General features: G+C 68.7%; 19 protein-coding genes. 3 read left to right on the forward strand and 16 right to left on the reverse strand.

Going from position 1 to position 19,310, the window contains the following annotated elements:
- The first annotated feature begins 29 nt into the window (after positions 1–29).
- Positions 30–710, forward strand: coding sequence for a GntR family transcriptional regulator (locus AB0B82_RS28565; protein WP_360175113.1), 681 nt, complete (start codon positions 30–32; stop codon positions 708–710).
- Positions 707–1,069: a ParB N-terminal domain-containing protein gene (locus AB0B82_RS28570; protein WP_360175116.1), complete on the forward strand. Its 363-nt coding sequence runs from the start codon at positions 707–709 to the stop codon at positions 1,067–1,069. The genes AB0B82_RS28565 and AB0B82_RS28570 overlap by 4 nt, the downstream gene beginning before the upstream one ends.
- A 3-nt stretch (positions 1,070–1,072) precedes the next feature.
- Here the strand turns inward: AB0B82_RS28570 and AB0B82_RS28575 are convergent, their stop codons facing one another.
- From AB0B82_RS28575 to AB0B82_RS28650, 16 genes are all read right to left on the reverse strand, one after another.
- The gene (locus tag AB0B82_RS28575; protein ID WP_360175119.1) at positions 1,073–1,411 is read right to left on the reverse strand and encodes a VOC family protein; all 339 of its coding nucleotides are present in this window, start codon (positions 1,409–1,411) and stop codon (positions 1,073–1,075) included.
- A 115-nt stretch (positions 1,412–1,526) separates the two neighbouring features.
- Positions 1,527–2,717, reverse strand: a complete 1,191-nt coding sequence (locus tag AB0B82_RS28580; protein ID WP_360175122.1) for a Gfo/Idh/MocA family oxidoreductase — start codon at positions 2,715–2,717, stop codon at positions 1,527–1,529.
- Between the two features lie 225 nt (positions 2,718–2,942).
- On the reverse strand, positions 2,943–3,617 hold the full coding sequence (locus AB0B82_RS28585; RefSeq protein WP_360175125.1) for a glycerophosphodiester phosphodiesterase family protein: 675 nt from the start codon (positions 3,615–3,617) through the stop codon (positions 2,943–2,945).
- On the reverse strand, positions 3,614–4,930 hold the full coding sequence (locus AB0B82_RS28590) for an ABC transporter substrate-binding protein (protein ID WP_360175128.1): 1,317 nt from the start codon (positions 4,928–4,930) through the stop codon (positions 3,614–3,616). The genes AB0B82_RS28585 and AB0B82_RS28590 overlap by 4 nt, the downstream gene beginning before the upstream one ends.
- Before the next feature lie 2 nt (positions 4,931–4,932).
- The gene (locus tag AB0B82_RS28595; RefSeq protein ID WP_360175131.1) at positions 4,933–5,748 is read right to left on the reverse strand and encodes a carbohydrate ABC transporter permease; all 816 of its coding nucleotides are present in this window, start codon (positions 5,746–5,748) and stop codon (positions 4,933–4,935) included.
- On the reverse strand, positions 5,745–6,695 hold the full coding sequence (locus AB0B82_RS28600) for a sugar ABC transporter permease (protein ID WP_360175134.1): 951 nt from the start codon (positions 6,693–6,695) through the stop codon (positions 5,745–5,747). Before AB0B82_RS28600 ends, AB0B82_RS28595 begins: the two co-directional genes overlap by 4 nt.
- Positions 6,692–7,486 carry an inositol monophosphatase family protein gene (locus AB0B82_RS28605; protein WP_360175137.1) on the reverse strand — a complete coding sequence of 265 codons (795 nt, stop codon included), beginning with the start codon at positions 7,484–7,486 and terminating at the stop codon, positions 6,692–6,694. Before AB0B82_RS28605 ends, AB0B82_RS28600 begins: the two co-directional genes overlap by 4 nt.
- Positions 7,487–7,698: 212 nt before the next feature.
- Positions 7,699–8,394, reverse strand: a complete 696-nt coding sequence (locus AB0B82_RS28610; RefSeq protein WP_360175140.1) for an MgtC/SapB family protein — start codon at positions 8,392–8,394, stop codon at positions 7,699–7,701.
- A gap of 21 nt (positions 8,395–8,415) precedes the next feature.
- A complete protein-coding gene (locus AB0B82_RS28615; RefSeq protein WP_360175143.1) occupies positions 8,416–9,435 on the reverse strand; it encodes a 2-hydroxyacid dehydrogenase in 1,020 nt (339 codons plus the stop codon).
- Positions 9,432–10,892 (reverse strand): FGGY-family carbohydrate kinase, encoded by a 1,461-nt coding sequence (locus AB0B82_RS28620; RefSeq protein ID WP_360175146.1) that lies wholly within the window; start codon positions 10,890–10,892, stop codon positions 9,432–9,434. Before AB0B82_RS28620 ends, AB0B82_RS28615 begins: the two co-directional genes overlap by 4 nt.
- Positions 10,893–10,904: 12 nt before the next feature.
- Entirely contained in the window at positions 10,905–11,705 is an 801-nt protein-coding gene (locus AB0B82_RS28625; RefSeq protein ID WP_360175149.1) for a DeoR/GlpR family DNA-binding transcription regulator, read from the reverse strand.
- On the reverse strand, positions 11,702–12,319 hold the full coding sequence (locus tag AB0B82_RS28630) for a histidine phosphatase family protein (protein WP_360175152.1): 618 nt from the start codon (positions 12,317–12,319) through the stop codon (positions 11,702–11,704). The genes AB0B82_RS28625 and AB0B82_RS28630 overlap by 4 nt, the downstream gene beginning before the upstream one ends.
- A complete protein-coding gene (locus AB0B82_RS28635) occupies positions 12,316–13,650 on the reverse strand; it encodes an FGGY-family carbohydrate kinase (protein ID WP_360175155.1) in 1,335 nt (444 codons plus the stop codon). Before AB0B82_RS28635 ends, AB0B82_RS28630 begins: the two co-directional genes overlap by 4 nt.
- 153 nt (positions 13,651–13,803) lie before the next feature.
- Positions 13,804–14,031 carry a hypothetical protein gene (locus tag AB0B82_RS28640; RefSeq protein ID WP_360175158.1) on the reverse strand — a complete coding sequence of 76 codons (228 nt, stop codon included), beginning with the start codon at positions 14,029–14,031 and terminating at the stop codon, positions 13,804–13,806.
- Positions 14,032–14,320: 289 nt separating this feature from the next.
- Complete coding sequence (locus tag AB0B82_RS28645; protein ID WP_360175161.1) at positions 14,321–16,963, reverse strand: hypothetical protein; 2,643 nt, start codon at positions 16,961–16,963, stop codon at positions 14,321–14,323.
- 164 nt (positions 16,964–17,127) lie between these two features.
- Entirely contained in the window at positions 17,128–17,391 is a 264-nt protein-coding gene (locus AB0B82_RS28650) for a hypothetical protein (protein WP_360175164.1), read from the reverse strand.
- Between the two features lie 97 nt (positions 17,392–17,488).
- Between AB0B82_RS28650 and AB0B82_RS28655 the strand changes: the two genes are divergently transcribed.
- Complete coding sequence (locus AB0B82_RS28655) at positions 17,489–18,913, forward strand: family 43 glycosylhydrolase (RefSeq protein WP_360175167.1); 1,425 nt, start codon at positions 17,489–17,491, stop codon at positions 18,911–18,913.
- Positions 18,914–19,310: the final 397 nt, after the last annotated feature.

Consider the following 19,310-nt stretch of genomic DNA (forward strand, 5'->3'; position numbering starts at 1 on the left):
AAGACCGCGACCAGATGCGGAGACACCAGATGAGCGAGTCCGTGGCACCGGTGGACCGGCGACTGCTGCGCCGGCAGATGCTCGCCGACGACGTCTACGAGGCCATCAAGACGATGCTCATGGACCACGTCATCCGGCCGGGCGCGCGAATCTCGATCGACGGGCTGGCGCGCGAGTTCCAGGTGTCGTCGACGCCGGTCCGGGAGGCACTCGCGCGGCTGGAGTCCGAGGGGCTGGCGGTCAAGGAGCCGCTGAAGGGGTACCGCGCGACGCCGCTGCTGACGCTGGAGGAGTTCGACGACCTGTACCGCTTCCGGCTGCTGCTCGAGCCGTGGGCGGCCCGGCGAGCGGCCGAACTCATCGACGACACCGGCCGCGAGCGGCTGCGCGCCGAGTTGGCCAACGCGGTCGAGCCGACGTCGGTCGACTACGCGGGGTACAAGTCGTTGACCGCGCACGACAACCGGTTCCACTCGCTGATCGCGTCGTTGTCGGGGAGCGAGCAGGTGCGGCTCGCGTTCGAGCGGACGCACTGCCATCTGCACATCTTCCGGTTGCACTACGACCGCGACATCGGTCCGGAGGTGCTGACCGAACACCACGCGCTGGTCGAGGCGATCACGTCCGGCGATCCGGGCGCTGCCCAGGCCGCGATGACGCAGCACATCGAGAACTCGATGACGGTTCGGCTGCGGCGCATCTACGAATGACGCGACTGCCGTTTCCGCTCGCCGTACCTGGTGCGTTGCAGGAGTACATCCTCGATTTCCAGTGGGATCTGGAGTTGCTGCACGCCCTCGAGTTGCCGTTCTGGGCGTTCGAGGGGCAGCCGTTTCAGCTGACCCCACGGGACGTTGCCGCGGCGCCGTCGGTTTACCGGGAGCAGTATGCGCGGACTCTGCGTGCCGACCTGCGGCATCCGATCGACGTCGTACGGCGTCCTTCCGGGCGGATCACCATCCTCGACGGGGTGCATCGACTGCTGCGGGCATCGCTCGAAGGGCGGACGACGGTGGCCGTACGGGTGCTGGAGTGGTCGGAGCTGGACCGGATCGCCGTTCGCGGTTGACGGTCACTCCAGCGGCGCGCCGCCGTACGAGACCTCGTTGCCGTCAGGGTCGAAGAACGTCGCGTGGCGGACACCGTTCTCGTACGTCTCCCGGACCGCCGGCTCGATGCCACGCTCGGCGATCGCGGCAAGCGTCGCTTCGAAGTCCTCGACGAACAGCGTGTGCTGCGCGTGGCCGGCGTGTTCCGGCACGACCTCGATGTAAAGGAACTGGTGTTCGCCCAGCTCCCAGACGGCCTCGATGTCGTTCGGCAGGAAGCTGGGCGGCCCGCCGAACAACTTCTCGTACCAGGCCGCCGCGGTCTCGTAGTCACTGACGGAAACACCCGCAAACAGATCCATACCGGATACTACCGAGCGAGGGGTCGCGGACCTGCAGGTATGCAGAACCCGGCTTCGAGAGCCTTGAAAGCGCTCTCTCGCCGGGTTCTGCAGTGCTGGAGGTGCACCTGCCGGGTTACGCGGGGGCGTCGCCGTGGTCGGGGATTTCCAGTTGGACGCCGCCTTGGAGGGCGGACTGGTGGGCGATGATGCCGGGGAGGGTGTAGCGGGCCGAGACCCAGGCATTGATCGGCGGAAGGGTCTTGTCGGCGACTGCGCGAACGAAGTCGTCGGCGAGGAAGTGGTGCGAACCCTCGTGGCCGTTGTGCAGGCCGTCGAACTCCTGCGGGAGCCGCGAGCGGTCGTGCACCGGGGACAATCCGGAGCGGAACGCGGCCTGCAGCGCCGGGTCGACGTTCGCCAGGTCGGCGTCGTCGCCGGTCGGCTTGGTCTCCATCAGGTGGCTGACGTCCTCGACGCCCTCCTTGTTCTGCCACAGCGTCGTTGTGGCCAACTGCTCGAAGCTGCCCTCGGTCCCGAACACGCGCAGCCGCGACTCACGGATGTGCGACGGGTACCCGACGCGGCGCATCTCGTTGGTACGCATGATGCCGCCGTCGGCGAGCTTGAACAGCGCCGTCGCGTTCGAGAAGTCGTTGTCGAACTGGCTGATCTCCTTGTCGAACACCCCGTCGCCGCGGTCGTCCTTGACGCCGATCGCCGACACATGGGTGGCGTACTGCCCGGTCACCGACAGAACGTTGCCGACGGCATGCGTCGGGTAGAGCAGCGGCGGGAACGACGCGGTCTTCTTCCAGTCGTCACCGCCGGAGTACTGGTACGCCGCGTAGAACCCGAGGTCCATGTCGTGGACGTAGTCGCCCTCGCTGTAGAACACCCGGCCGAACGCGCCTTCGGCGAGCTTCTGCCGGCAGTACACCGAGGACGGGTAGTAGTAGCTGGTCTCCCCCATCATGTAGGTGAGCCCGGTTTCCTTGACCAGTTCGATGATGCGGGCGATCTGGTCCGCCTCGATCGCCATCGGCACCGTCGAGTACACGTGCTTGCCGGCCTCGAGCGCCTTGATCGCCATCTCGCCGTGCAGCCAGCGCTGCGTGAAGATCGCGACCGCGTCGACGTCCGACTCGAGCATCTCCTCGAACGACGCCGGCGTCACGCTGACGCCGTACTTCGCGGCGAGCTCGGCCGTCCGCTCGGGGCGGATGTCGGTCAGGCGCACGTCGGACACGTCCGGGTGCGCGGACCACAGCCGCAAGAACGAAGGCGCGAACTGGCCGGCCCCAACCACACCGATGCTGATTCCCATGCGCCCTAGCGAATCACACATTTATGTTCCATGGAAGAACATATTCAGACGTTGAAACATGTGGGCCGCGTCACGCCCACGAGCGCGCGCGAACGGATCTCCACTCGTCACGCAGGCCCCTCTTCAGCACTTTGTGCACCGGATCCGTAGGAAGAGCCCGTCGATGTACGGATCTGGTGCACAAAGTGCGTCACCGGCGCCGCGTGCCCCGTCGCGGCGTGGGTGTTAGGCGGCGGACAGGAGGTGGGGGTTGTCGGTGGTGATGCCGTCGACGCCCAGGGCGGTGGCTTCGGCGAGGGTTTGGGCGTCGGGGACCGGCCAGGCGGTGGCCGAGAGGTTGGCGGCGTGCAGTTCGGCGACCCCGGACGCGGTCAGGCCGGCGATGCCGCACAGCGCCCAGCTCGCCTCGGCGGCCCGGGTACGGCGGATGACCTCGGCGATCTGCGGCGTACGGCCGAAGATGTGGCCGGTGATCGCCTCCGGAAACGCCTCCCGTACCGCGAGCAGGATCTCCGGGTGGAACGACGTGACCAGCGTCCGCTCGGCCAGCGCGGGGTCCGACTTCAGCGACTGTGCGAGCAGCGGTACGGCGGCCTCGGCCTTGACCTCCGCCTGGAAGCGAACGTCGATCGCGGCCACCGTCTCGGCCCACGTCGGGACCTGCTCACCGAGGCCGGCGTCGAGTGCACGGACCTCGGCGAGCGTCAGCGAGCTCACCTCGCCCGTTCCGGACGTGGTGCGGTCGACGGTGGCGTCGTGCATGATCACGAGCTCGCCGTCCGCGGTCACCCGCAGGTCGAGCTCGATCTCGTCGCACCCGTCCGCGACCGCCCGCCGGAACGAGCGCAGGGTGTTCTCCGGTTCGGTCCCGAGTGCGCCCCGGTGGCCGGTGATGATCACAGAACCTTCTCCTCGTAGAGCCGCTGGACTTCTTCCCCGATCGCCTCGAGCCGACGCGCGACGTCCTTGAACACCTTCTTCGGTGCCGCGTTGTCGGAATAGATCTGCTGCAGACCGGTGTAGATCTCGACGTTGGCGTTGCGGCCGTACAGGCGGACCGCGTCCTGCTGCCGGGCGATCTCGAGCTGGTCGATCGCGACCCCGAAGTTCGGCTGGTCGGCGATCAGCTTCTTCAGCTCGGGCAGGTCGCGGGCCGCGTCGACGACCGGGAGGTAGCCGGTCTGCGCGGTCCAGAACGCCGAGTTCTCCGGCCGGGCGAGGAACTGCAGGAACGTGGCCGCGGCCTGTTTCCGCTCGGTGCTGATGTTGCGCAGCATGCCGATCCCGCCGCCACCGGTGGCGATCCCGGACGCGACCTCGGACGGGATGAAGCCCACCCCGACCGGGAACTTCGCGGTGGTCGTCATCTTCTTCAGACCACCGGTCGACTCCTGCATCGTCGCGACCAGCCCGTTCGCGAAGTCCGTGCTCGGGCTGTGCGCCATGTAGGCAGCCTTCTCCTCGTGGACCATCTGGCGCTGCCATTCGCCGGCCGCCACCGCGCCGCCTTCGTCGATGGTGACGTCCAGCCCCTTGGAGTAGGCGCCGCCGAACTGCCAGACGTTGCCCTGGAACTGCCAGTCACCGTCGACCTTGGCGAGGGCCAGCGTCCGCAACGACCGCCCGTTGACCTGTACCTTGGACAGCTCCGGCACCCAGGACCGCAGCTCGGTCCAGGTCCGCGGCGCGCGGTCGGGCAGGCCGGCCTTCTGGAAGGCTTCCTTGTTGTAGTAGAAGATCGGCGTACTCCGGGCGAACGGTACCGCCCAGCTCTGCCCTTTCACGACGTACTCGCCGAACAGCTTCTTCTGGTAGACGGCCGGCCCGAACCCGTCGGTGAAGTACGAGTTCAGCGGCTCGAGCGCCTCGTTCAGGAAGAACCGTTCCCAGGTCACATCGGACAGGATGGCGAGGTCCGGTGCCTCCTTGGCGACCAACGCCGCCGCGACCTTCTGGGCCACGTCGTCGTAGCTGCCCTGGAACTGCACCTCGACGAACACGTCGTCCTGCGAATCGTTGAACTTGGCAACGAGCTTGTCGACCGCCTTGCCGTTGGCGCCGCCGTACGACGTCCAGAACACCACCCGCACCCGGTTGCCGTACTTCTTCGGCACCGAGCCGGCCGGCTGCGAGTACACCGCGTCGACGGCCCGGTAACCGCACCCGGCCAGGGACGCGGCCGCCGTCAGGCCAAGGAAGATCCTGCGCTTCATCGTCATCCCTTCAACGCTCCTTGGGTGAGACCGCCGACGATGTAGCGCTGGGCGATCAGGAAGATCACCAGCATCGGCGCCAGCATCATCAGCGTTCCGGCCATGATGGTGCCCCAGCTCGCCACGCCCTCCTCGGTCTTCAGGATCAGCAGACCGATCGGCAGGGTTCGCATCGAGGCGGAGTTCGTGACGATCAGCGGCCAGACGAAGCTGTTCCATTCCTCGACCGCAGTGATCACCACGACCGTGATCAGCATCGGCCGGGACATCGGCAGCACGACCCGCCACAGCGTCCGCAGGTGTCCCGCGCCGTCGACCGCGGCGGCGTCGGTCACCTCGGTCGGCAGGGTGAGGAAGTGCTGGCGCATCAGGAACGTCGCGAACGCCGAACCGATGCCGGGGATGATCAGGCCGGCGTAGGTGTTGATCCAGCCGAGCGAGGCCACCGTCAGGTAGTTCGGCAGCAGGGTCACATGGCCGGGCACCATCATCGCGCCGAGGACGCCGAAGAACAGCACCTTCTTGAACGGGAACCGCAGGTAGGCGAAGGCGTACGCGGTCAGAACCGCGTTGATCACCTTCAGCAGCGTCCCGAGCACCGTGGTGATCGTCGAGTTCAGGAAGAACCGGTCGAACGGCGCCGCTTCCCAAGCCAGCTTGAAGTTCTCCCAGCTGAGGTGGTCCGGCCACCACACCGGCGGCCAGCTGTAGATCTCGGTCGGGGTCTTGATCGTGGTCGAGATCAGCCAGTAGAGCGGGCCGAGGAACACCGCGGCCACTCCGATCAGTACGACGTACTGGATCGCACGTGCCTTCATCGGTAGTGCACCCGCCTCTCCATCACCCGCGCCTGCACGGCGGTGACCACCAGCAGAATGACGAACATGATGATCGACAGCGTCGCCGCGCGACCCGCGTTGAACGCCTTGAATCCTTCGTTGTAGATCGACCAGCTCAACGTGCTGGTGGCATCACCAGGGCCACCACCGGTCATCACTGCGATCACGTCGAACGCCTGGAAGGTGCCGATCACGGTCGTGATCAGCAGGAAGAAGGTGATCGGCGCCAGCAGCGGCAGCTTGATCGCCGTGAACCGGGTCCAGGTCGAGGCGCCGTCGATGGCGGCCGCCTCGTCGAGGTCCTTCGGCAGGCTCTGCAGACCGGCCAGGTAGATCAGCGCGGCGAAGCCGATGTTCTTCCACAGGTAGACGATCACCAGGCCGGGCAGTGCCCAGTCCGAGCTGTTCATCCAGTCCGGCGGCTCGGCGCCGAACGGTTCGATCAGCGCCCGGATCAGGCCGTACCCCGGGTCGAACATGAACGCCCAGATGGTCGCGACGGCCGCGCCGGACAGTACGTGCGGTGCGAACGCGATCGTCCGCACGGCACCGCGGCCCTTCAGCGGCAGGTTGAACAGGAACGCCAGGGCGAGCCCGATCACCAGGCTGCCGAGCACGATCAGCCCGGTGAACACGACCGTGATCCACAGCGTCTTGTGGAACGCCGGGTCGGTCAGCGTCCGGCCGTAGTTGGCCAGCCCGATGAACTTCGGGCGGGCCGCGATCATGTTCCAGTCGGTCAGGCTGAGGAACGCGTTGTAGATGATCGGCCAGTACGCGAAGACCGCGATCACCAGCAGGTTCGGTGCCACCAGCAACGCGAACAGCCCGTACTCGCGCCGCCTCCGGCGCCTCCGCTGATCATTGCCTGTAGCAATTGTTTTCTCGTCCGGATGAGTCCGGGCCGGCAGGTCTACGACTGTCACACCGACCTCCTTGTGAGTAGCTCTTGCAGTGGGGCGGCCACCGTGGGGGCGGCGGCCAGGATGCCGTGCGGGAAGACCGGCCCCCGGACGACGGTCGCGCCGGCTTCGCGCGCGATCAGTGCGCCCGCCGCGACGTCCCAGGGCTGGATCAGGTGCTCGTAGTACGCGTCCGCCGTACCGTCGGCGACCGAGCACAGGTCGAGGGCGGCGGATCCTCCGCGGCGTACGTCGCGGACGGCGGGCAGCAGGTCCTGCAGTATGGCGGCCTGCTCGGCGCGGCGCTCGGGCAGGTAGGAGAAGCCCGTGGACACGAGGGCCGCGGCCAGCTCCGTACGGCGGAGCGCGCCGAGTCGCTGGTCATCGCGGTAGGCGCCGTCGCCGCGTACGGCGGACCACGTCGTACCGGTGCGCGGCTGGTGCACCACGCCGACGAGCGCGCCGTGGTCGTCCTCGGCGGCGATCGACACGCACCAGTCGAGCCGGCCGTACAGGTAGTTGACCGTGCCGTCGAGGGGATCGATGACCCAGGTCAGGCCGGTGGACGACGTGCGCGAAGCGCCTTCCTCACCGAGCAGGCCGTCGCCGGGGCGGGCCGCGGTCAGACCGTCGGTGATCAGCTTCTCGGACGCCCGGTCGGCCGCGCTGACCGGATCACTCGCCGAGCTTTTGGTCTCGACATCGGCCGCGTCGATCGACAGACTCCGCTGTCGGGCCAACAACTCGTGGCCCGCTGTGTGGGCCAGGCGAACAGCGAGTTCGCGCAGGTCAACGAGGTGCGTCTCAGCGGGCATGCGGGTGAAATTATCACCGAATGATGGTGACGTATAGAGAATCTCTGTGATTTTCTCACGAAGATCACAACAGTTCGCAGAATCGTTGCAGAGCGTTTGGCCAGCGGCACGGCGGCGGGCGGACGTGCAGGTATGCAGAACCCTCGATCCAGGGGTCTCGGCCGCCCGAAACCCAGGGTTCTGCATACCTGGAGGTCCGCCGGACCCCCGAATCAGTCGTCGTCGTCGTTGCGCAGGCGGACACCGGTGACGCCGTCCAGGTCGTCCAACGCGATGACGAGGTTCTCCAGCGGTGCGCGGCCGGTGAACCGCATGGAGGCTCGCACCTGCTGACGGCCGCCCTCGCGATGCACGTCCGTCCCGAGGACCGAGGCCTCGAAGCCCATCGACGTGGCGGTCGCAAGGATGTCGCGGAGGACGCCGGCGCCGTCGTGGTACCGGACCGTGACGATGCGACGGCGGTCCGGCGACGGCAGGAACCGGGCGATCCTGGCGAACGGGCCGACCGCGATCAGATGCAGCAAGGTCGCGGCGACGGCGAGCACCGGCATGCCCGCGCCACAGGCCATGCCGATCGCCGCGGTCATCCAGATGGTGGCAGCCGTGGTCAGGCCGCGGACCACGTCCCGGCGAGTGAAGATCACCCCGGCGCCGAGGAAGCCGACGCCGGACACGATCTGGGCCGCGATCCGGGACGGGTCGAGATTGACGTCGGTGCCGAGGACGGCGCTGAAACCGAACCCGGACACCAGGGTGAACAGCGCCGCCCCGGTGCCGACCAGCGTGTGCGTACGCATGCCGGCGCTCTTCTGCCGGATCTGGCGCTCGATGCCGATGATCATCGACAGCACGAACGCGATCAGCAGCAGAAGCAGCTCGGTCCAGGTGGTGGAGGTTGCCAACTTCATGATGTCCGCCCTGTTCCCCGCCTAGACGGAGACCAGTCCGAGGGGATCCTTTCCGGCCACGAAGGCCGCCACGGCCTCCGCGGCGATCGACCCTGCACGGTGGGCGGTCTGCCGGGTGGCACCGGCCAGGTGGGGGGTCATCACGACGTTCGGCGCGGTCAGCAGGCGCGATCCGGCCGGCAGCGGCTCGGCCGGGAACACGTCGAACGCCGCGGCGCCCAGGTGCCCCGACTCCAGCGCGTCCACGGTCGCGTCGTAGTCGAGCAAGCCGCCGCGCGCGGTGTTCACCAGTACGGCGCCCCGAGGCATCGCAGCGATCTGTTCCGCGCCGATCATACCGCGCGTCTGATCGGTCAGCCGGGCGTGCAGGCTGACGACGTTCGACCGCTGCAGCAGCTCGTCGAGCCCGACCAGCTGGATCCCTTCGGGCGCCTGCTCGACGTACGGATCGGACACCAGGACGTGCGCGCCGAAGGCCTGCAGTACGCGCGCGACGCGCTGCCCGATCGCGCCGTACCCGATCAGGCCGACGGTCGAACCGTCGAGCTCGCTGCCGCACTCGTCGTACGCGTAGAGGTCGGATCGCCACTCGCCTTGCTCGAGGGTGCGCTGCAGCTGCGGAAGTTTCCGCAAGGCGCCCATCATCAGCGCGATCGCGTGCTCCGCGGCCGCCACCGCGTTGCGGCCCGGCGTCGCCGCCACGGCGACCCCGCGCTTCGCGGCCGCCGCGACGTTGACGTTGACCGGGCCGCCCCGGCACACCACCAGGAATCGCAGGTCCGGCGCCGCCTCCAGCACGCGCTCGGTGAACGGTCCCATCTGCGTGACCGCGAGCTCGACGCCGGCCAGCGCCTCGATCAGCTGCTCCTCGGCGTCACTCGCCTCGTCCACCTCGGCCACCCGCCCGTACGGCGTCAGCGGCCAGGGCAACGTGATCTCGCGGAATTCGAACGCCACATCGGGGATCGTGGTGAGCGCAGCGGCGAGCAGGTCGTTGCGCACGAAGTGGTCACCGGCGAGCAGCGTCTTGACGGTTCTCATCGAACTCCTGAAGGAAGAGGTGCGGGATCGGACCAGCGTGGACGGGCCGCCTCGATGCGGCGCAGATAGTGGGCGTATCCCTCGGCGTAGAACGCGGCGCGGGCGGGATCCGGGGCGATCTCCCGGGTTTCGGCGATCCATCCGGAACCGGCGCTGTCCGGATCGACGGCGCGACGAGCGCAGATCACCGCGCCGCGCGCCGCGACCTGTTCGGCCTCGGCGGTGTGCAGCGGCGCGTTCAGGACATCGGCGAGGATCTGGGTCCATTCGCTGCTGCGGGCTCCGCCGCCGCAGACCGTGACGCGACCGGTCCAGCCTGCTGCTTCCAGACAGTGGCGTGCCGCGTACGCGATGCCTTCACAGGTCGCGCGGACGAGGTCGGCGGTCGTGGTGGACAACGAGACACCGTCGATCGTGCCGCGGGCGCGGGTGTCGACGAAGGGCGCGCGTTCACCGGCTTCGGACAGATACGGCAGCACCGTCACACCGGACGAACCGGGCGGACTGTCCGCGAGCAGTGAGGGGAGCTGGTCGGTACCGACCCCGACCAGGGCAAGGACCCGATCAAGGGCTGCCGTACCGACCATCGCCGGCATCGCGCGCAGCCAGACGCCGGGTGTCCAGGTGCCGAGGAAGAGGCCCGCGGGCTCGCCCTCGACGGGGAGGTCGCGGGTGACGACCTGGCAGGCCAACGTCGTCCCCACGGTGAGGAGGGCGTCGCCAGGCTCGGTCACGCCGGCGCCGGCGGCCGCGGCCGGCAGGTCGTACGGTCCGGCGGAAACTCGCGTTCCGGGACGCATTCCGGTGGAGTCGTCGCGCAGTTCGCCGACGGGTCCTTCGGCGGCGACCGGTGCCAGCAGGTGACGGAGATCGGTCAGTCCGGTCGCCGCGAGTGCTTCGTCGTCGTAGTTCCCGGTTCTCGGGTCGAGGAAAGGCGCCGACGCGTCGGACACATCCGTCGCCCGGACGCCGGTCAGCGCCTGCATCACGACGTCCTTGCAGTACGCCGCCGTACCGGACCGCTCGATGACGCCAGGCTCTTCGTCGCGGACGGCTGCCAGCAGCGGACCGGATGCGCCCGGAAACATGCGGTTTCCGGAACGCCGGAACACGTGTTCCGCGGTGCCGTCCGCGGTCCACCGGTCCAGGATCGCGCTGCTGCGCGCGTCCAGCCAGGAGATCGCCGGGCGCACCGGCGTACCGTCCGGATCGACCAGCCACAGACCGTCACCTTGCGCCGTGATCGCGAGCACGCCGGGCCGGTCCCCCACCGCACCCGCCAGCTCCTTCACCACCTCGTTGACCGAGGCAACGATCTCGGCGGTCTCGTGCTCGAACCGGCCGGGCCCCGGCCGGACCAGGCGGGTCGGGCGGGACGCCTCGGCCAGCGGCCGGCCGTCGTCGCCGAACGCGACCGCCTTGGTCACGGTGGTGCCGACGTCTACTCCGACGTCCATGGGCTCCCCCTCCTACAGTTCGGCGACCTCCACGGTCGCGCCGTGGTCGCGCAGCGGTTGGATCAGTTCCTTCGGGGTCTTCTCGTCGACGATCACCATGTCGAAGTCGGTCAGTGGCGCCAGCCGGTGCAGGGCGGTGCGCTGCAGCTTGGCGTGGTCGACCAGCAGCACCTTGGTCTTCGCCGAGCGCAGCATGGCCCGCTTCACCAGGACGATTTCCTCCTCCTGGTGGAACGCGTGTGTCGCCGACACCGCCGACACCGAGCAGAACAGCAGGTCGGTGTTCAAAGCCTCGACCGCTTCCGCACACGGCATCCCACCGAACGAGTCGTGCGTCGGGGAGTAGATGCCACCGAGCGCGAGCAGCGTGATGTCGCGCTGCTCACTCAGCTTGGTGATCGCGGGCAGGAAGTTCGTTGCCACGGTCAACGGCGTGATGCCCTCGAACAGGTCGACCAGGGCGAGCGCGCTGGTCGAGTCGTCGAGCATCACCGACATTCCCGGCTCGATCATCGCTCGGGCATGGCGCGCGATCGCGGCCTTCTCGGCGTGCGCGGTGTTCAGGCGGTACGCGACGTTGCTCTCGAACACGCTGGTCGGCTGCGCGCTGACGCCGCCGCGGTACTTGCGCACCACGCCCTGTCGTTCGAGCTCGTCCAGGTCGCGGTGCACCGTCATCACGCTCACGCCGAACGCCTCGACCAGGTCGTTCGCCGAGACCGAGCCGTGCTTCACGACGTACGCCGCGATCTCGGCCTGCCGGCGCGCGGGCCGGCTCAGCTCGGTGGTGTCGCCGTCGACATCACTTGTCATGCGAGGGTCTCCAAACGCAGAGGAGGAACGTTGTACGCTTCGAGCCCCACTGTGCCGTCCTGCCATCGCAAACGCACCAACGCCGCGGGACCGAGCGCAGGTAGCAGTCTGCGGTAGTCGCTGAGCGGCAGGCCGAGCACCCTGCAGACGAGCAGCCGGATCAGTGTGTTGTGAGCGACCACGAGGACCTTCTCCCCCTGGTGCCGTTGCCCGATCTCGTCGAAGACCTCGCGGACCCGATCGGCCGCGGCGGCCGGGTCCTCACCGCCCGGGAAGTGGTTGCGGACCGGGTCGAGCTCGAACGCCTTGCCGACGGCCGGCGGCAGCTCGCTGAGCATCTTGCCCTCGGCCGACCCGAAGTCGACCTCGCGCAGCCGTGCGTCCACGGTCGGCTCGAGCTGCAGGGCTTCGGCGATCGGCGTGATCGTCTGGCGGGCGCGGAGCATCGGCGAACACCACAGCGCGTCGGGCGCGTAGCCGAGTCCCCACTCCTTCAGTTGCTGGGCCTGCCGGGTACCGACGTCGTCGATCCGGAGATCGGTCGACCCGGTGTACCGGTTGCCGTGGTGCCATTCGGTGCGGCCGTGGCGCGCGAGCACGATCGTGGTCCTCATCCGCGGTACCCCCGACGGTCGAGCTCGGCGACGAACGCGCCGTACAGGTCCTCGAGCCGATCCCCGCGCGGCTCGAGGACCCGTTCGACGCGAACCATCCGCCGGGCCGTACCGGCGAGATCCGTTCCGCCCGAGGCGGCCAGGACGGCCATGCCGTACGCCGGGTCCGGTACGGCGGGAAGCTCTACCGGGACGCCGAGAACGTCGGCGCGGAGCTGGTTCCAGTACCCGCTGCGGGTGGCGCCACCGGTGAGCGAGACCGAACGCACCGGCTCCGCGCCGAGGCTTTCCAGGTGCTCGAACGCGAGTCGCTCGATGAACGCGACGCCCTGCAGCACCGCGGCGTACGTGTGCAGGTCGTCCGCGGTGCTGCCGAGGGTGAAGCGTTCGGCCTGCGGGGCAACGAAGGGGAAGCGCTCGCCCTTCTTGGTCAGCGGATACGTGACCGCGTCGACCGGATGCGCGACCTTGTCCAAGGCGTCCAGGTCGGCGCCGGGCAGCAGCTCGGTGAGTACGCCGGCGCCCGTGCTCGACGCGCCGCCCGGGAGCCAGCCTCCGTCCGGGTGACGGTGGCTGTAGACGGCGCCGGTCGGATCGGTCAGCAGCTGTTCGCTGACACCCTTCAGGACGAGGGTTGTGCCGAGCACCGAGTTCCAGGCGCCGGGGCTGAGCGCGCCGGCGGCGATTTGCGCGGCGCAGCCGTCGGTCATCCCGGCGTACACCGGGACGCCGGCCGGTGTGCGGCCGAGCTCGCTGCCGGGGCGAACGACGTCGGGGAAGGCGTCGAGCGGGAGGCCGAGTTCGCCGAAGGCGGACGCCGGCCACGCGTCGGCGATCAGGTCGTACCCGGTCTTCAGCGCGTGGCTGGTGTCGGTCGCGACCGGATGGCCGACGAGATGGGCCGCGACGAAGTCGGCGCTGTGCACGACCCGGCGGTCGGTGAGGTCCAGGTCCAGGATCTTCGGCAGCGCCCAGGTCGGCTGCATGCTGGTCGCCCACCGCTCCGGATCGGCGTCCACGATCTGGTCACGACGGGCGGCGGCGCGCGCGTCGTCGTACATCAGTGCTGGAGTGACCGGGCGGCCGGCAAGGTCGGTGAGGAGGAAGGTGCCGGACGTCGAGCAGATCGCGATGCCGTCGACGCTGCTGGTTCCCACCTCGGCCATCACCTCGTCGACGGCGGTCAGCCAGGCCTGCGGGTCCTGCTCGTGCCGGACGCCGTCGCGGTGGCTGGTCAGCGGGCGCGTTGCGCGGGACAGAACGTGGCCCTTGGCATCGGCCAGCACGGCCCGCACACTTTGGGTGCCGAGGTCGAGCCCGATCCAGCCCACGAACGCCTCCCTGATGAGTGTTATCTAGGTTGATAACATAACACCAGAAGACGGTAAGAACGCACTACCCCTACTGAAGGCGGACAGGAAAAGCCCCCGCGGGCCGGTGGGCCGCACGGGGGTTCGGTTTCGGCGTCACCGCCAGGACCAGCGTCAGGCGTGCATCAGCACGAGGGCCGGATCGATCTCGGCGAGCTCGCGGCGACCGGCGTCGACGGCGCCGTATGCGCCGATCGGGCCACTGCTGTGCCGGCCGTTGCGGTTCAGCCAGAAGCGCCAGCCCGCCGGTGGCTGCGGCCAGTCCGGATCCGGCGTCCATCCGAGCGGCGGACGCCACTCGGCACTCGGCAGCTCCGGCCAGTCCGGTGGCGGATTGAACATGTGCACGAGTGAGTCCCTCCGGATTCCCCAGCGATCCGCGGATGATGAACTGTCTGACAGCTCAACGGTCCGGCGCACCGAATGTCACGGATAAATCTTCGTAAAGTTTCATCCGCCGTTCGGGGACCAATCTCAGCACCGAACACGGCATCCGACAACCGCCCTCTCACCAGCCGGACTGCACGTGCACCCGCACCGGGCATTCGTTGCCCGATCCACAGCACATCCACTAGTTGTCCACAGCAAACACCCGTTATCCACACCCGTTATCCACAGGCAGGGGTGGGGATTACTCGCCGTACAACCGTGCGTGCACTCGGTGGTGATCGGTGAGATTGGCCGCGAGCGTGTAGCCGAGGTGGCGGTAGGCCTCGAAGTCCCACTCGTCGTAGAACTGGTCGCCGGTGGTACGGCGCGGGAAGTCCGGATGCCCGGCGGCGTACTGCTCGAGGTCCCAGCCGAGATCGCCGGCCAGGACCGCCTTCACGAAGAAGATCTCGGTCTTGTAGGGCTTCTCGTCGCCGTCCTCGAGCGGATGGGTGGCGATGCCGTACGTCCAGGCGCGGTCGGCGCGCGGCTTGCTGCCACGGGCCATCGATGACGGGTCGATCGAGATCTCGATCCCGTGATCCATCCGGGCCGTTGCGATCGCCTCGGCGAGGGCGGTGAACCGATCCTCGGCGTCGTTCGACGCGTCGATCGCGATCACCTGGGCGGGCCGGCGGCGGAGCGCCTCGACGACGCCGAGGTTGTCGTAGTGCCCGCCGTCGGTCACGTAGATCCGGCGTTCGTACATCGACGTCGACCCGACCGCCTCGTGCAGCAGCCGGTACGGCCCGGGCTTGTCGATCACGCTGCCGACGTACCGCCGTATCTTCGGGAGGAACCCGTGCCGATCGGGGAACGACGCCTCCGCGCGGTTGTTCCAGTACGGGTTCGGCAGCCAGACACCGAGCCGCGCATTGAGTACGGCAAGCAGCAGGCGCACCGGCCGCGTCCGCGCATTCACGCGCCCGGCCAGCGGGCTGAACGCGGCGCCGCTGATCGCCATCGCCGCGGGCACCGTGACCTCGCGCTTGAGAACATCGGCCTCGCGTTCGTAGTCGGCCGTCTCCCGCCGGCCGCCGTCCGGCAACGACCGGTCGCCGACGATGCCGATCTGCGCGGCGTCGAACACGAACGGCACGCAGTCGCGCTGCGTCGGCACGAAGTCCGGGTCGTCGACGTTCGCGACACCGGCGATGACGAGCTGCGGTCCGCCGTCCAGCGGCTTGGCCCAGTCCGAGTACCGCAGCCGCAGGTGGTAGTCGAGCGCCACCGCGGCGCCGTTGTCCTGCCGCTTCACCAGGAACGCCCGCGACAGCCGCTCACGGTAGAAGGAGTGCAGCGAGGTCCGGTTCGCGTCGGTCAGCACCTTGATGGCCAGCGCGATCGCGACCAGGATCACGGCAACGCCCCAGTCCTGCTGGTACGCCGGATCCGTCGCGTACCCGACCGTCCAGCGCAGCAGTACGACGACCGCGGCGACCACGATGATCGCGCTGGCCGCCCACGGCGCGACCTTGGTCCGCAGAAACATCGCCAGCCGGGCACGGATCCCGGTCTTCTCGTCGTCCTCGACCGTCAGGCCGCTCCACAGCGTCTTGCCCAGGCCGAGCAGGACGACCACCAACGCGCTGAACGAGGCCACTCCCTGTTTCGTTGGGTCTACCAACGCCAGCAGCAGCGATGGCAGGCTCGGCTGCTCACCGGAATCGTTCGACAGCTTGCCCAGCAGATAGAGACCTCCGGGCACACCGAGCAGCAGCACCGCCACCGGTACGCCGTACTTCAGCGTGATGTTGCCGATGCCGGTGAGGATCGTGCGCACGACATCGGGCATCCGCGCCCAGCGGTCCCAGACCTTCTCGATCACGAACGTCAGCGCGCTCACCGCGAGCAGGAACACCGACATCCCGACGAAGAACCACGAGTCGTCCGGCCGCCAGTGCACCTCGAGGCCGTCCGAGATCACGCCTTGGTCCGCGAGGAACCAGCCGAGCACCCAGGCGATCGCGCGCAGTGTGATCCCGATCAGCAGCAGGTTCACGACCACGCCGAACAGCACCGAGAGCGCCGCGCGGAACATCGCCCGGCCGCCGGACAGCAGATAGCGCGTCTGCCGTCGCAGCCGCGCCAACTCGGGCGATCCTGGCGAGAACGGGTCGGTGCAGGTACGACGCAGTACGTGGAACGCGGCCGCCATGTATCCGCCGCCGCTGACGCCGATCACCGTCGACGCCTTGTCGTACAGACCGCGCTCGCGGAGCAACTGCAACGCACCCAGGCAGAACGAGGCCGACCGGATTCCGCCGCCGGAGCAGGTGATGACGAGCCGGCCGTCGTCCTTGCCGTCGCGCTTCGGCCGACGGAACGTCGCGGGCGGCGCGAGCTCCACGCCGTACCACCTGCGCTGACCGAAGCGGCTCGTCGCGACCAGGCAGATCGCGAGCACGACCGCACAGATCACGTAGACGGCACGCATCAGCCAGGTGAACCATCCTGTCGACAGGTCCGCGCACGGCGGCGTGCCGAAGTCGCGCCAGAGGACCGAGTTCTCGATGCCGTCGAGTACTGCGGCGACCAGGACGATCCAGGCACCGACGGCCGCGATCGCCTGCCAGGATTGGCGATTCAGGAACTTGACGTACTTGTAGGCACGATAGGCCGCGTACACGCTCGCGAGGACGAACGCCGAGTCGACGAGCAGCGAAAGCCTGCCGGGCACCTCACAGCCGGCCGGGGAACCAGCGGCCTCGTGAACCGCGGCGCGCATCGGCACCTGGACGACCGCGAGCACCAGGGCAAGCTGCAGTGTCTTGGTGAAGGTCTGCCGGCGACCGATCTGCTCGATCGTGGCGTCGCCCTTCGTGCCGTCCGATTCCCCGAGCATCGCCCCATCATGCCGCCGCCCCGGGGTCGCCGCGGCTCCACGCGCGTCGGCGTACACGGTGCGGGTTCGGCCGGCGTTGCGCGGGTCCGGCCGACGTTGCGCGGGTCCGGCCCGTTGCGCGGCCGGCGTCGCGCGGGCCGACGTACCGCTGGATGATCGCGGCGTCAGGCGGCCACGGGGTGGGACTGGCTGATGCGGGCGGGCACCAGGCCGTCCGCGATCCGGCGGTCGAGGGTGGCGAGTTCGGCGCAGGCGAGCGCGATCGCCTCGGCCTGCGTCGCGCAAACGGCGTACCAGAACGGGTCGTCCGGCTGCCGGTCCTCGGCGTCGTCGATATCGGCGTACCACCGGTCGTGCCGGTACTGCACGACCCGCACCTTCAGCTTCATGTGCGGTACGACGCCACGCCGGGGCACGCGGTTCCGCATCGTTCGATCCTGGTGCGAATGGTTTACAACGATGGAATCACGTCGTACAACTGGACGTCGAAGGGAGTCCGCCCCACTCTCCGGAAGGTGTTTCGCGATGAGATTCGTCCGCCCCGTCCTTGGCGCCCTGCTTGCCGCCCTGATTGCCGCCCCGCTCACCGGCGCACTCGCCGGCCCCGCTCCAGCCGCCGAACGCGAGGAGACCGCGTTGACGTCGAGTACGTTCCGGAACCCGGTGAACCCGTCCGCGGATCCGTCGTTGCTGCACTACAACGGCAGGTACTACGTCGCGACGACCCGCGGCGACCGGATCGGGATCTGGTCCTCGCCCAGCCTGGCGACACTGCTCGTCCAGCCCGAACAGGTCGTGTACCGGGAGTCGGACCCGAGCCGCAACACCCAGATGTGGGCGCCGGCGTTTCGGCCCGCCGGCGACCGTTGGTACATCTACTACACGGCCTCCGACGGCGTGGACGCCAACCACCGGATGTACGTCCTCGAGTCGGCCGGCGACGACCCGCTCGGCCCGTACAGCTTCAAGGCGAAAATCGCCGACTTCGGCGAGTACGCGATCGACGGCGAGCCGATCACGGTGAACGGGCAGCAGTACTTCGTCTGGACCGGACCCGGACGCGGCATGGGCGGCCCGGCGCAGCTGTACATCGCCCGGATGAGCAACCCGTGGACCGTCACCGGCGGCCGCGTCGCGATCCCTGCCGACGGCGGGTGCACCGAGGTCCGCGAGGGACCGACTCCGTTGTACGGCGCGACGCGGACGTTCCTCACGTACTCGACCTGCGACACCGGCAAACCGGACTACCAGCTGTGGATGAAGAGCATCGCGAACGGCGCCGACCCGATGGTCGCGTCGAACTGGGTGCAGCACCCAGGTCCGATCTTCTCGCGCAACGACGCGACCGGAGTATGGGGACCCGGGCACCACTCGTTCTTCAAGTCGCCCGACGGCAGCGAGGACTGGATCGCGTACCACGGCAAGAACACCAGCACGTACACGTACTCGTTCCGCACCACGCGGGTGCAGAAGATCAGCTGGAACGCCGACGGTACGCCGAACCTCGGCCGGCCGCTCGCCGCGGGCGCGACGCAGAACCTGCCGTCGGGTGACCCCGGCTCGAACAACTACTGGATCAACGACACCGACGCGGCCGTCACGTACACCGGCGCGTGGAGCTCGGGGTCGGGGTGCGGCAACCAGTGCTTCTGGGGCAACGACCACTGGAGCTGGGAACCGAACGCGACGGCAACCATCCGGTTCACCGGCACCCGGGTGGCGCTGCTCAGCGTCGCGGACGTCGGCAACGGCATCGCCGCGATCTCCGTCGACGGCGGCCCCGAACAGCGCATCGACTACTACAGCTCGATCCGCGTCGGTGAGCAGCTGATGTACATCAGCCCTGTGCTCCCAAGCGGCCCTCACACCGTGCGGGTCCGCGTCACCGGTGACAAGAACCCCGCCTCCTCCGCCGCCGTCATCAGCCTCGACCGCATCGAGGTCTACTGACCCGCCCACGACCACGCCGTTCCAGCGCGCCGCACCGCACCACGCGGACCCAGTACGGCACCACGCGGCCCAGTACGCCGCCCGCACCACGCCGTACCAGCGCGCCGCACCGCACCACGCCGTACCAGCGCGCCGCACCGCACCACGCCGTACCAGCGCGCCGCACCGCACTACGCCGTACCAGCGCGCCGCACCGCACTACGCCGACCCCACCACGTCGGTCCGCCACGTCGAGCCCACCGCGCCGATCAGCACGTCGTACGTACCAGAACCGGCGCACCCGCCCAGACGTCTGCCTGAGCTTCCGCACGGTGGGTTTACCCACGGTGTTGTGGGTTCCCAACCCTTCACACGGGTCAGGAACCCACAACACCGTGGGTGAACCCACCGTGCGGGA

It is taken from the genome of Kribbella sp. NPDC048915, from assembly GCF_040649595.1.
Lineage (GTDB): Bacteria > Actinomycetota > Actinomycetes > Propionibacteriales > Kribbellaceae > Kribbella.